Annotated in this window: 10 protein-coding genes; 3 read left to right on the top strand and 7 right to left on the bottom strand. The window is 62.7% G+C overall.

Annotated features, from left to right (window positions below; genetic code table 11):
• Positions 1-4 precede the first annotated feature (4 nt).
• Positions 5-3,070: an efflux RND transporter permease subunit gene (locus NGJ21_RS04000; protein ID WP_174142365.1), complete on the top strand. Its 3,066-nt coding sequence runs from the start codon at positions 5-7 to the stop codon at positions 3,068-3,070.
• Positions 3,071-3,106: 36 nt separating this feature from the next.
• On the opposite strand, the gene NGJ21_RS03995 is transcribed toward NGJ21_RS04000, so the two are convergent.
• The 3 genes from NGJ21_RS03995 to plsB all read right to left on the bottom strand — a co-directional run bounded on the left by NGJ21_RS03995 (position 3,107) and on the right by plsB (position 6,790).
• Entirely contained in the window at positions 3,107-3,796 is a 690-nt protein-coding gene (locus tag NGJ21_RS03995; protein WP_251961862.1) for a DUF4197 domain-containing protein, read from the bottom strand.
• A 33-nt stretch (positions 3,797-3,829) separates the two neighbouring features.
• Positions 3,830-4,228, bottom strand: a complete 399-nt coding sequence (locus tag NGJ21_RS03990; RefSeq protein WP_012315916.1) for a YbaY family lipoprotein — start codon at positions 4,226-4,228, stop codon at positions 3,830-3,832.
• A 75-nt stretch (positions 4,229-4,303) separates the two neighbouring features.
• Positions 4,304-6,790, bottom strand: a complete 2,487-nt coding sequence (plsB, locus tag NGJ21_RS03985) for a glycerol-3-phosphate 1-O-acyltransferase PlsB (protein ID WP_204918740.1) — start codon at positions 6,788-6,790, stop codon at positions 4,304-4,306.
• A 231-nt stretch (positions 6,791-7,021) separates the two neighbouring features.
• On the opposite strand from plsB, the gene NGJ21_RS03980 reads away from it, so the two are divergent.
• Positions 7,022-7,231: a cold-shock protein gene (locus NGJ21_RS03980; RefSeq protein ID WP_012315914.1), complete on the top strand. Its 210-nt coding sequence runs from the start codon at positions 7,022-7,024 to the stop codon at positions 7,229-7,231.
• Between the two features lie 99 nt (positions 7,232-7,330).
• Here NGJ21_RS03980 and NGJ21_RS03975 read toward each other — a convergent pair whose 3' ends face one another.
• From NGJ21_RS03975 to NGJ21_RS03960, 4 genes are all read right to left on the bottom strand, one after another.
• Entirely contained in the window at positions 7,331-7,708 is a 378-nt protein-coding gene (locus tag NGJ21_RS03975) for a hypothetical protein (protein ID WP_012315913.1), read from the bottom strand.
• Between the two features lie 17 nt (positions 7,709-7,725).
• Positions 7,726-8,538 carry a putative RNA methyltransferase gene (locus tag NGJ21_RS03970; protein ID WP_196996937.1) on the bottom strand — a complete coding sequence of 271 codons (813 nt, stop codon included), beginning with the start codon at positions 8,536-8,538 and terminating at the stop codon, positions 7,726-7,728.
• Positions 8,538-9,689, bottom strand: coding sequence for a succinyl-diaminopimelate desuccinylase (dapE, locus tag NGJ21_RS03965; protein WP_115274031.1), 1,152 nt, complete (start codon positions 9,687-9,689; stop codon positions 8,538-8,540). The genes NGJ21_RS03970 and dapE overlap by 1 nt, the downstream gene beginning before the upstream one ends.
• A gap of 105 nt (positions 9,690-9,794) precedes the next feature.
• Positions 9,795-12,386, bottom strand: coding sequence for a glycosyltransferase (locus NGJ21_RS03960; protein ID WP_046784325.1), 2,592 nt, complete (start codon positions 12,384-12,386; stop codon positions 9,795-9,797).
• A gap of 132 nt (positions 12,387-12,518) precedes the next feature.
• On the opposite strand from NGJ21_RS03960, the gene tcdA reads away from it, so the two are divergent.
• Positions 12,519-13,328 (top strand): tRNA cyclic N6-threonylcarbamoyladenosine(37) synthase TcdA, encoded by an 810-nt coding sequence (gene tcdA / locus NGJ21_RS03955; RefSeq protein ID WP_039601802.1) that lies wholly within the window; start codon positions 12,519-12,521, stop codon positions 13,326-13,328.
• Positions 13,329-13,347 lie beyond the last annotated feature (19 nt).

Below are 13,347 nucleotides of genomic sequence, written 5' to 3'. Positions count from 1 at the left end.
CCCGATGGGTTTCAACCTTTCCGCCTGGGCGCTGCGCAATCGCCAGATCGTACTGTTCCTGATGATCCTGCTGGCTGCCATTGGCGCCATGTCCTACACCAAGCTGGGGCAGAGCGAGGATCCACCCTTTACCTTCAAGGCCATGGTCATCCGTACCCTGTGGCCGGGGGCCACGGCCGAGGAAGTGTCGCGCCAGGTCACCGAGCGCATCGAGAAGAAGCTGATGGAAACCGGCGAGTACGAAAAGATCGTCTCGTTCTCGCGCCCCGGCGAATCGCAGGTGACCTTCATGGCCCGGGACTCGCTGCATTCCAAGGACATCCCCGAGCTGTGGTACCAGATCCGCAAGAAGGTCGCGGATATCCGCCACACCCTGCCCCCGGAAATCCAGGGGCCGTTCTTCAATGATGAGTTCGGCACCACCTTCGGCAACATTTATGCGCTCACCGGCACCGGCTTCGACTATGCGGTGCTGAAGGACTACGCCGACCGCATCCAGATCCAGCTGCAACGGGTCAAGGACGTGGGCAAGGTCGAACTGATCGGCCTGCAGGACGAAAAAATCTGGATCGAGCTGTCCAACCTCAAGCTGGCCACCCTGGGCGTGCCGCTGGAGGCCGTGCAGCAAGCGCTGCGGGAGCAGAACGCGGTGAGTACCGCCGGCTTTTTCGAAACCCCCAGCGAGCGCTTGCAACTGCGCGTCAGCGGGCAGTTCGACAGTGTCGAGCAGATTCGTCAGTTTCCCATTCGGGTAGGGGACCGTACCTTCCGTATCGGCGATGTCGCCGAGGTCTACCGTGGCTTCAATGACCCGCCTGCGCCGCGCATGCGCTTCATGGGCGAAGACGCGATCGGCCTGGCCGTGTCGATGAAAGATGGCGGCGACATCCTGGTGCTGGGCAAGGCACTGGAAGGTGAGTTCGAGCGCTTGGCGCGCAACCTGCCGGCCGGCATGCAGCTGCGCAAGGTCTCCGACCAGCCGGCGGCGGTCAAGGCGGGCGTGGGTGAGTTCGTCCAGGTGCTGGTCGAGGCGCTGGTCATCGTGCTGTTGGTGAGCTTCTTCTCACTTGGCCTGCGTACCGGTTTGGTGGTGGCCCTGGCGATACCCCTGGTACTGGCGATGACCTTTGCCGCCATGCACTATTTCGGCATCGGCCTGCACAAGATCTCGCTGGGCGCGCTGGTATTGGCCTTGGGCCTGCTGGTGGACGACGCGATCATTGCCGTGGAAATGATGGCGATCAAGATGGAGCAGGGCTTCGATCGGTTCAAGGCTGCCAGTTACGCCTGGACCAGTACGGCCTTCCCGATGCTGACCGGTACGCTGATTACCGCTGCCGGCTTCCTGCCGATTGCCACGGCAGCGTCGAGTACGGGTGAGTACACCCGCTCGATCTTCCAGGTAGTGACCATCGCGCTGATCACCTCATGGGTAGTGGCCGTGGTGTTCGTCCCTTACCTGGGCGAACGGTTGCTGCCGGACCTGGCCAAGCTGCATGCCGCCCGTCATGACGGTAGTGGGCATGCGCCAGACCCCTATGCCACACCGTTCTACCAGCGTGTGCGACGTGTGGTGGAGTGGTGCGTGCGGCGGCGCAAGACGGTCATCCTGCTGACCATCGCAGCCTTTGTCGGCAGCATTGCGTTGTTCCGCTTCGTGCCGCAGCAGTTCTTCCCGGCGTCTGGTCGCCCAGAGCTGATGGTCGACCTGAAACTGGCCGAGGGTGCGTCGCTGGGCAATACCACCGAGCGGGTCAAGCAACTGGAGGCCCTGCTCAAGCAGCAGGATGGCATCGACAACTATGTGGCCTACGTGGGCACGGGGTCGCCGCGTTTCTATCTGCCATTGGACCAGCAACTGCCCGCCGCCAGCTTTGCCCAGTTCGTCGTGCTGGCCACGTCCATGGAGGAGCGCGAGCGCTTGCGCAGTTGGCTGATCAACACTGTGGACCAGCAATTCCCCGACCTGCGTGCCCGCGTCACCCGCCTGGAAAACGGCCCGCCCGTGGGCTACCCGGTGCAGTTCCGGGTCACGGGCGAGCATATCGAGAAGGTGCGCGCCCTGGCCCGCGAAGTCGCGGACAAGGTGCGCGAGAACCCGCATGTGGTGAACGTGCACCTTGACTGGGAAGAGCCGAGCAAGGCGGTGTTCCTGGCGATCGACCAGGACCGTGCGCGCGCACTTGGCGTAAGCACCGCGCACCTGTCGAGCTTCCTGCGAAGCTCGCTCACCGGTACCACGGTGAGCCAGTACCGGGAGGACAACGAGCTGATCGAGATTCTTTTGCGCGGCACGCAGAAAGAACGTGGCGAGCTGGGCAACCTTGGCAGCCTGGCGTTGCCCACCGACAACGGCCAGAGCGTTGCGCTATCGCAGGTAGCGACCCTGGACTATGGCTTCGAGGAAGGCATCATCTGGCACCGTAACCGCTTGCCGACGGTGACCGTACGCGCCGACATCTATGACAAGCAGCAGCCGGCGACCCTGGTCAGGCAGATTGCCCCGACCTTGCAGGAGGTCAAGGACAAGCTGCCTGATGGCTACCTGCTGGAAGTGGGCGGCACAGTCGAGGACTCCGAGCGTGGGCAGAAGTCGGTGAACGCCGGTATGCCGTTGTTCATCGTAGTGGTGCTCAGCTTGCTGATGATCCAGCTGCGCAGCTTCTCGCGCACGGTGATGGTGTTCCTCACGGCGCCACTGGGGCTGATCGGCGTGACCTTGTTCCTGTTGGTGTTCCGCCAGCCGTTCGGCTTCGTCGCCATGCTTGGCACCATTGCCCTGGCGGGGATGATCATGCGCAACTCGGTGATCCTGGTGGATCAGATCGAGCAGGATATCGCCTCGGGGCTGGACCGTTGGCAGGCGATCATCGAGGCTACCGTGCGACGCTTCAGGCCGATCGTGCTGACCGCACTGGCGGCGGTGCTGGCGATGATTCCGTTGTCCAGAAGCGTGTTCTATGGGCCGATGGCGGTGGCGATCATGGGCGGGTTGATCGTTGCCACGGCGCTGACCCTGTTGTTCCTGCCGGCATTGTATGCGGCGTGGTTCAGGGTGAAGAAGGGCTGAAGGCTGCGGGGGAGGGCGTCGCCCTCCCTTCGCGGGTCACAGGGCGCCAAATACCTTCTTGGCCAGGCTGGTAGCCGCCTGTGCAGGGTTCTGACGAATGCTCTGTTCTTGTTTGGCGATCATTTCAAACAGGCCGTCGAGGGCTTTTTCGGTCACATAGCTCTCGACATTGGCACTCTTGGCATCGCCCAGGCCCAGGGCTGACGCCTGGCCGGCAAAGCTGTTGTATTGTTGAACCACGCCAACCTTGTCGGTCGCCGCCTTGACGATGGGCAGGAACTTGGTGCGGATCTGCTCCCGGCTGCTCTTGTTCAGGTACTGGGTGGCCGAATCGTCACCGCCGCTCAAAATGCCCTTGGCGTCGGTCACACTCATGTTCTTCACCGCGTCCACCAGGATCGCCTGTGCCTGCGGCACCGCAGCTTCAGCGGCCTTGTTCATGCTGTCTTCCAGGGCGGTAACCTGATCACCTTTGCCAAACATTTTCATGGCTTTGGCGGCTTTGCCGAGGTTGCCTGGCAACTCGATGCGTACGTCGGGGTTATTGCTGAACCCGCCTGGGGTGCTCAGTTGCTTGACGGCGAGCTGCGCCCCTTGGGTAAGGGCATCCTTCAGGCCGCCGGCGGCGTCTTTCTGGCTCAGATCGCCAAGTGACAAGGCCAGTGCGCTGGCCGACAGCAGCAGGCCGGCGCACAGGGTGGTGAAGCGCAGGGAGGAGCGAATCATGAAGCTTTCCTTTTGAACTGAAGTAGGCGGGTATCAGCGCACCGGATCGACTTTGATCCGTATTGGCTGCTCGTCGCTGCCGTCGAGTTTGACGCCATGATGCTCTGTGTTGATGAACAGCAGCTTGCCGTCCAGCTCGATGCGGGCGCTAACCGCATAGCGGTGGCCTGGCTTGACCTGGGCTGGGTCATAAGTGAGGTGGAAAGGCAGCGGCACGTTGCCTTTGACCGGGCCGGCCTGGCGGGCCAGTGTCACGGCAGGGGCGTCCATCAGCGACACGTCTTGCAGTTCAACACTCAAGGTAGCGCTGGGCGGTAGGGCAATGCGCTGCAGGTAGAAGACTTCACCGTCCAGGCTGGCCTGTGGCGATGGGGTGTGGCTGGAACAGGCTGCGAGCAGGGATGCGCAACACAGCATAACGAGCTTTTTCATGGATTCTCCGTTGTCCTTGGGCTGGCTTGTGGCCAAGCCCAAGGACTTTAACGGATTTTTCCGGTTGATGATGCCTTAGAGGATCGATGCTTCCAGCGCGTGTTCACGGTGCAGCGCCACCTGCCGGATCGAAAGGCGCAGCTCTGCCGACAACACACGCTTGGCCACCCCTTCGGCGAGTTCGCCGAGTTTGTCGTGGTAGCCCAGTTTGCCGTTGCCATCCGGGCGCAGCACACCTTGCTCGACCAAGGTCTGGATGAAGTGGCGGAACAGCGTCTTGTCAAAGAACTCGGGGGCGTTCAGGCCATGCAGTATCGACAGGCGCTGGGCCATCATCACGCAGAGGTCTTCCAGTGCTTCGGCGCTGAGGGTGTTCTGGCCGCTGTTGAGCAACAGCGAGGTGGCCATGTAGAAGCGCTGCAGGGTCTGGGTGATGGTGCGGGCCAGCAGCGTCAGCAAAACGAACTGGCGCGAACTGGGGGCCGGGCGCACGTACACATCGTTTTCGCGGCGCAGCAGGCCCTGTTCGACCAGTGCCGCCAGCCACTGATCGATCACCTCGTCCAGTTGCTCGGGTGCCCAGCGCAGGAACAGTTCGGCCTGCAGGTACGGGTACAACGCGTGTACATACTGCCCGAGCAGTTCACGGCTCATCCGTGAGCTGCTGTGGAAGAAGCTCGCCAGTAACGCCGGCAAGGCAAAGATGTGCAGGACGTTGTTGCGGTAATAGGTCATCAGCACTGCATTGGCTTCATCCAGGTAGAGAATGCGGCCAAGGGCGTCTTTTTGTTCCGCCAGCAGGTTCATGCCCCTGACATGTTCGATCAGCGCCTGGCCGTCACCTTCGGGCAGGGTGGTGTGCTGCGAATAGGGGACCTTGCGCAAAAGGGCCAGGTACAGGTCCAGTACCCGGGTCAGGGCACTTTCGTCCAGGGCCAGGCGGCTGGTGGAGAGCAGTGCCAGGGCTACCAGGTTGACCGGGTTGACCGCTGCGGCTTCGTTGAGGTGACGGGCTACGGTTTCACCCAGGCGGGTGGTGGTCTCGTTCAGCCAGGCCGGACGGAACTGCGGGCCAAGTGCCTGTTCGCGCCAGCCGGGTTGCTGTTGGTCGAGAAAGGCTGCCAGGCGGATCGGTTCGCCGAAGTTGACGTAGACCTGGCCGAAGCGTTGCTTCAGCGCGCCGATGACCTTGAATATGTCGAAGATCGACTCTTTCTTCTTGCTGGCGCCACGCAGTTCACCCAGGTAGGTGCGGCCTTCCAGTACCCGTTCGTAGCCGATGTACACCGGCACGAAGACGATCGGTGTGCGCGATGAGCGCAGGAAGCTGCGCAGGGTGATCGCCAGCATCCCCGTGCGCGGTTGCAGCATGCGCCCGGTGCGCGAGCGCCCGCCCTCGACGAAGTACTCGACCGGGAACCCCTTGGTGAACAGGGTGTGCAGGTATTCGTTGAACACTGCGGTGTACAGCGGGTTGCCCTTGAACGTGCGGCGCATGAAGAAAGCGCCGCCGCGGCGCAGCAGGCCGCCGATCACTGGCATGTTGAGGTTGATGCCGGCGGCAATGTGCGGTGGCGTCAGGCCGTTGCGGAACAATAGGTACGACAGCAGCAGGTAGTCGATGTGGCTGCGATGGCACGGTACGTAGATAACTTCGTGGCCCGGCGCGATGCCTTGCACCTGCTCGATGTGGTTGACCTTGATACCGTCGTAGATCTTGTTCCAGAACCAGCTGAGTACCACTTCCAGGAAGCGGATCGCGGTGTAGGTGTAGTCCGAGGCGATCTCGTTGCCGTAGCGCAGGGCCTGTGCTTCAGCCTTGGCCACGGGAATGTTTTCCCGTTGGGCTTGTTCGCCGATGGCCTGGCGAACCAGTGGTGCGTGCACCAGGCCTTTCACCAGATTGCGCCGGTGCGAGATGTCCGGGCCGATCACTGCAGTCTTGAGGTTGCGAAAGTGTACGCGCATCAGGCGTTGGGCCATGCGCACGGTGCGCTCATGGCCTTTGTTGTGCTGCACCAGGTCACGCACCTGGATCGGCGCCGAGAACTGCACGCGGGTCTTGCGCCCCAGTATCAGGATGGTCAGTAGCCGGCGCAGGCGCCCGGTTACCGCCCAGCTGTCGGCGAACAGCAATTTCCACGGGCTCGATTCGCTTGCAGGCGTCTGGCCCCAGAACACACTGACCGGGATGATCTGTGCATCTTCCTCGGCATGCTTGCTGACTGCTGCAATCACACGCTCAAGGGCAGGAGGCGCGCCGCGCTTGTCTTGGCGGCCGAGCCAGTCCGGGTCGGGGGTGAGGTAGAAGAAACCGGCCGGCTCGTGCAGTGTGCCCACAGCTACCGGCAGTACCGGGCGCGGCAGCCCCGCCTTGGTGCACTCGTGGTCGAGTACGGCCAGGTCGGTGAGCGATGGCGAGGGCAGGGCATAGAACACCGGGCGGCTGCGGTCGAGTTGCAGGCTCATGGCGGACTGATTGATGGTCTCGGAGCGCACCCACAGGTACAACAGGCGACGCAGAGCGCCGAAGATCAGGCGGCGCAGGGGAGAACGGGTCATGGGGTGTGTGCCCTGGGTGTGATTTTTAGTAAGTGTGCAATCAGTTAGTCTGCCGTATCGGCGTAAGTTCAGCAAAATCCTGCAAAGGGCGCGGCGGTCATGAAAATTATTTGTTCTGTGTCATATACTCGGCCTGCCACTTGCAGGATATTTCGGCAAGCGGCGTCGGCACGGGGAGGAAACCCTGTGTCTACAAGGCGATCTTCACAATAAAAATCCGGAGTAGTTCAGATGTCGTCTCGTGAGACTGGGAATGTAAAGTGGTTCAACGATGCCAAGGGCTTTGGCTTCATTCAGCGCGAAGGTGGTGCGGATGTGTTCGTCCATTATCGGGCGATCCGCGGTGAGGGGCATCGTACCCTGGTCGAAGGGCAGCGGGTCGAGTACTCCTGCGTGCAGGGCCAGAAAGGCCTGCAAGCCGAGGACGTGGTAGGGCTCTAAGTCCCAAACCTCAAGCCTCAAGCCTCAAGCTGCAAGTTGACCGTGTAACTTGCAGCCTGATGCGAACCCTCTTGCAGCTTGCCGCTTAAAGCTTGCCGCTCACGAGGTACGCCAGGTGATTTCCTCTTCACCGTCAGCGCTGATGCGGATCCAGCGATCGGCATCTTCCTCGCCATCTTCCTCGACCCAGCCACCCGGCGCGCAGCGCACTTCCACGCCCAGTGCGGTGAATGCGGCGCGGGCGCAGGCGACGTCATCGTCCCATGGGGTCTGGTCGCTTTCCAGGTAAAGGCTGTTCCATTTCCCTACAGCCTTGGGTAACCAGGTGACCGGAATGTTACCGGCCTTGCATTTGAAGGTCTGGCCTTTCTGCTGCCATTCGCTGCAGGGGCCGATCGCTTCGCCGAGCCATTGGGCAATCTGCTTGTGGTCGACGTCAGCGTCCTTCAGGTAGATCTCGATATCAGGTTGGCGCATAAGGGCTCCGGGTGTGCTCAGTCTTGGCGCACGAAATAGTCATAACGCATGGAAACCGTGACGTCGAAGGGCTCGGCCTGGTCGATCACCCGCGCGCGTTTCTCGGCACTGGCGCGCCAGCCGTGCGGGGTCATGGCCAGCAGGTCGGCGCGGGCTTTGGGTGCAGCCAGGCTCAGCCTGAACTCCAGGGTTTCGCTGTGGGCATGGGCCATGCCCTGCGGTACCAGGGCCAGGTGTTTGTCGTCGGCATAAGGGCGAACTTCATCGTAGAGCACTTCGCGCAACTCCATCAGGTGGCCGCTGGTCGGGCCCACCCGCATCAGGCCGCCACCCGGGCTCAGCAGGCGCTGGGCCTCGGCCCAGTCCAGCGGGCTGAAGACGCTGGCGATGAACTGGCAACTGGCATCGGCCAAGGGTACGCGGGCCATGCTGGCGACCATCCAGGTGACCGAAGGCTCGCGGCGGCAGGCGCGTTTGACGGCTTCGCGCGAGATGTCCAGGGCGTAGCCGTCAGCCTGTGGCAGGGCCTGGGCGAGCTGCGCGGTGTAGTAGCCTTCGCCGCAGCCGATGTCGAGCCAGGCGCCGGGCTGGCGCTCAGTGGCCAGCTCGGCCAGGCGGCGGGCCACGGGCGCGTAATGGCCGGCATCGAGGAAATCCCGGCGTGCTTCGACCATGGCCTGATTGTCGCCAGGGTCACGGCTGTTCTTGTGCTGCACAGGCAGCAGGTTCAGGTAACCCTGGCGGGCACGGTCGAAGCGGTGGCCGGCCGGGCACACCACGCCGTTGTCGAGCCGCGTCAGGGCCGCATGGCAAATAGGGCAGGCGAGCATCAGGCGAGCAACCGCACCAGGGTCTGGTAGTAGATCTCGGTCAGCAGGTCGAGGTCGCTGGCCAGGATGCGCTCGTCGACCTGGTGGATCGTTGCATTGACCGGGCCCAGTTCAACGACCTGGGTGCCCATGGTGGCGATGAACCGGCCATCGGACGTACCACCGCTGGTGGACGGCTGGGTATCACGGCCGGTGACGCCCTTGATGCTGGCCGACACGGCATCGAGCAGTTCACCGGGTTCGGTCAGGAACGGCAGGCCCGAAAGCGCCCAGTCGATCGACCAGTCCAGTTCATGCTTGTCGAGGATTGCCGATACTCGCGCTTGCAGGCCTTCGACCGTCGACTCGGTGGAGAAGCGGAAATTGAACACCGCGGTCAGATCGCCAGGTACCACATTGGTGGCGCCAGTACCGGAGTTGAGGTTGGAAATCTGGAAGCTGGTCGGTGGGAAGAACGCGTTGCCTTCATCCCAGTGCTCGGCGGCCAGCTCTGCCAGCGCCGGCGCGGCCAGGTGGATCGGGTTGCGCGCCAGGTGCGGGTAGGCCACATGGCCTTGTTTGCCGCGCACGGTCAGTTTGGCGCCGAGCGAGCCACGGCGGCCGTTCTTGACCACGTCACCGAGCAGGGTAGTGCTCGACGGCTCGCCGACGATGCACCAGTCCAGGCGCTCGTTGCGCGCGACCAGGCGCTCGACCACAGCCTTGGTACCGTGATGGGCCGGGCCTTCTTCATCGCTGGTGATCAGGAAGGCGACCCTGCCGCGGTGGTTCGGGTAGTCCTGCACGAAACGCTCACTGGCGACCACCATGGAGGCCAGGCTGCCCTTCATGTCGGCGGCGCCGCGACCGCAGAGCATGCCGTCGGCATCGATCAGTGCCTCGAACGGCTCATGCTGCCACTGCTGCACCGGGCCGGTGGGGACCACATCGGTGTGGCCGGCGAAGCACAGCACCGGACCGTCCTGGTTGCCATGGGTGGCCCAAAAGTTGTCGACGTCCTCGATGCGCATCGGTTCGAGCTGAAAGCCCACGGCGCCCAGGCGCTTCATCATCTGCGCCTGGCAGTCGGCGTCGACAGGGGTGACCGAGGGGCGACGGATCAGGTCGCAGGCCAGTTGAAGGGTAGGCGAGAGCTCGGCTGGGGCCGTCATGGGGAACTCCGGGGCAAGGCAAGGCGGAAAAACGAGGGGCGTTATCTTATATCAAACAAGGGTTGTCGGCACGGGGCATTGGGCCGCTGCGCGGCCCTGGCATCCTCAAGCCTCCTGAGGCTCGGCCATCTTGTGTTCGGGCTTGGGCAACGACGACAACAGTGCCATGACCAGCGCCGCCAGGTATGGCAGTGACTGCACCAGCAGCATCGCGACCCAGAACCGCATGTCCGAGCTCGGCAACCCTTGCACCAAGTAGATCCCGGCTGCCGCCCCCCACAGCAGCAACATGATGAACAGTTCTTCGCGCGCTTCGGCAATCGCTACCAGCAATCCATGGCTATCGGCATTTTTCGGCGTGCGGAAGAACGGCATGCTGCTGGTGAAGAACCCGTACAGCACCGCCTTGGCGATGGTGTGCGACAGCGCAAGCCCGGCCAGCGCCGCTGCGAAAGCGTCCTTGAGGTTGACCCCGACCGCTCGGCGATAAAGGAAGATGATCTTGGCTACCTTGAAGAAGAACAGCGCCAGGGGCGGGATGGCGAAGATCATCAGGGGTGGATCGACCCGATGCGGCACGATGATCATCGCCGCCGACCAGAGCAGGGCGCCGACAGTGAAAAAGATGTTCATGCCATCGGCGACCCATGGCAGCCAGCCAGCCAGGAAATGATAGCGCTGGCCACGGGTCAGCTCGCTGCCCTTGCCGCGCAGCAGGGCGGCGGCGTGGTGCTTGATGATCTGGATGGCGCCATAGGCCCAGCGGAAACGCTGCTTCTTGAAGTCGATGAAGGTGTCGGGCATCAGGCCCTTGCCATAGCTGTTGTGGGCGTAGGCGGCCGACAGGCCTTTTTCGAACACCCGCAAGCCCAGTTCGGCGTCTTCGCAGATGCACCATTCGGCCCAGCCCAGTTCTTCTAGCACGCTGCGCCGGGTCATGGTCATGGTGCCGTGCTGAATGATCGCGTCACGGTCGTTGCGGGTGACCATGCCGATGTGGAAGAAGCCTTTGTACTCGCTGTAGCAGAGCTTCTTGAAGGCGCTCTCGTGCTGGTCGCGGTAGTCCTGCGGCGATTGCACCACGGCGATCTTCGGGTCGGCGAAGTGCGGCACCATGTGCTTGAGCCAGTTGCGGTCCACGCAGTAGTCCGAGTCGATCACTGCGATCACTTCGGCATCCTTGGCGGTGTGCGGCAGCAGGTAGTTCAGCGCGCCGCCCTTGAACCCGGCCAACGGCGCGACGTGGAAGAACTTGAAGCGCTCGCCGAGCTTTTCGCAGTGGGCCTTGAGCGGCTCCCACACGGCTGGGTCTTTGGTGTTGTTATCGATCACCAGTACTTCGTAGTCCGGATAGTCCAGCGCGGCCAAGGCGTCGAGCGTCTGTTTGACCATCTCTGGCGGTTCGTTGTAGCACGGTACATGCACCGAGACCTTGGGCCGGTAGGCGCTGTCGCCCTGCACCGGCAGAAACTCCCGGCGGCGTTTGTGAATCCACACCGCCTCGGCCAACTCGTGCGCCTCGGTCAGTAGCACGATGAACACGCCGAGTGCGCCGAGCGCCAGCAGTACGCCGACAGTCAGGCTGAACCAGGTGCTGTACTGCTGGCTGTAGTCGTAACCGATCCACACCAGCACCGACCCACAGAGGAAGGTAATGAAGGTGAGGAACGTCCGGCCGCGTTGGCGCAAGGCCGAGCCGTCGATCAGCAGCACGGTCAGGGCGAGCATCGCCAACACCACCGAGGCGACCGCCAGCGCACGCCATTGCGGTATCGCCACCACCGGCCCTTCAAAATTGAATTTCTGCTGGCGTTCGGCATTGAATACGCCCCAGTAGGCGCCTACCGAGCCCTCGTCACTGGCTTTCCAGGGTTGGTCGTAGGCTTCGATGACGAAATAGTTGTAGCCACGGCGGTTGAGGGTGTTGACCAGCGTGCGCAGGTAGATGGCCTGGTCGGCCTGGGTGGCGTCGGCGCCGCCGCGCATGCGGCCGTTGCTCGGCCAGCCGACTTCCGAGAGCAGCAATGGCTTGCGCGGGAACTGCTGTTTCAGCTCACGGGCCCGATCGAGGACGAACTCCACGGAATCCTTCATGGGCACGAACTCCCAGTAGGGCAGGATGTGCGCGGCAATCAGGTCGACATGCTTGGCCAGTTCCGGGTGTTCCTTCCAGATGTGCCACTGTTCACTGGTGGTTACCGGCACCTTGACTGCGGCTCGCACCCGGTCAAGGTACTGGATCAGTGCTTCGGGCGTGACCTCTTCGCGGAACAGCGCTTCGTTGCCGACCACCACGCGAACCACGCTGCGCGAGGTGTTGGCCAGTTCGATGGCCGTGGCGATCTCACGCTCGTTGCGCTCCAGGTCCGGGCTGATCCAGATGCCCAGGGTGACGCGAAGCCCAAGCTCCTCTGCCAGCCGCGGGATATCGGCCTGGGTGCCTTCGACGGTGTAGATACGGATGCTGTCGGTCAGCTTGTTCATCTGCTCCAGGTCTTGGCGCATCTCGGCGTCGCTTGGGTATTGGCCTTTTTGCGGGCTCTCCCCCAGACGGAATGGCGAGTACGAGAAACCTGATATCTGCTCAGGCCAGGCTGGCGCGGAAACCGGCCGATTGATCAGCGCCCAGAACCCGGTGAACAGTGCGGCGATGGCCAGGACAATCACCAGGTTCAAGCCGAATTTGCGAGATGACATTGTCGTCCATATCTGTCGAAGTAGTAGGACATTAAAGCAGGATCAGTAGGTGTTTTCCTAACGATGGAGGTCATCCGCGCTGCTGGCCTATAATGCGCGCCGTTTTAGCGGTATGAGCCTCGGGGTACGAACATGAGCACAGAAGATCCACGCTTTGCAGGCGTTGCCCGGCTGTACGGCGACGAAGGGCTGCAACGCCTTAACCAGGCCCATGTGGCGGTCGTCGGTATCGGCGGGGTGGGCTCCTGGGTGGCCGAGGCGCTGGCGCGCAGTGGCGTGGGTGAGATCACCTTGTTCGACCTGGATGATGTCTGTGTCAGCAACACCAACCGCCAGGCCCATGCCTTGGAAGGGCAGGTGGGGCGCCCCAAGGTCGAGGTGATGGCCGAGCGCCTGCGGGCGATCAACCCGGCCTGTACGGTGCATGCGGTGGCTGACTTCGTCACCCGCGACACCATGGCTGAGTACATCACCGAGCAGCTCGATTGCGTTGTCGACTGCATTGACAGCGTGATGGCCAAGGCGGCGCTCATTGCCTGGTGCCGGCGGCGCAAGATCGCGATCGTTACTACCGGCGGAGCAGGTGGGCAAATCGACCCCACACAGATTCAGATCGGCGACCTCAACAAAACCTTCAACGACCCGTTGGCATCGCGGGTGCGTTCAACCCTGCGGCGCGACTACAACTTTTCGCGCAACGTCAGCCGCAATTATGGGGTGCCATGCGTGTTCTCCAGCGAACAACTGCGCTACCCCAAGGGCGATGGCAGTGTGTGCCTGCAGAAGAGCTTTGTCGGTGAGGGTGTGCGCCTGGACTGCGCCGGGGGCTTTGGCGCGGTGATGATGGTGACCGCGACCTTTGGCATGGTGGCAGCGAGCAAGGCGGTGGAAAAGCTGGTGGCTGGCGCCCGGCGGCCTTCAGAACGGGTCAAGGCCGAGTAAGGCGCGCGGTCGGTGCTGG

Source organism: Pseudomonas sp. Marseille-Q5299 (assembly GCF_943737035.1).
Taxonomy (GTDB): domain Bacteria; phylum Pseudomonadota; class Gammaproteobacteria; order Pseudomonadales; family Pseudomonadaceae; genus Aquipseudomonas; species Aquipseudomonas putida_E.
The sequence above is the reverse complement of the archived record's forward strand: the minus strand, read 5'-3'. Positions and strand labels throughout refer to the sequence as shown.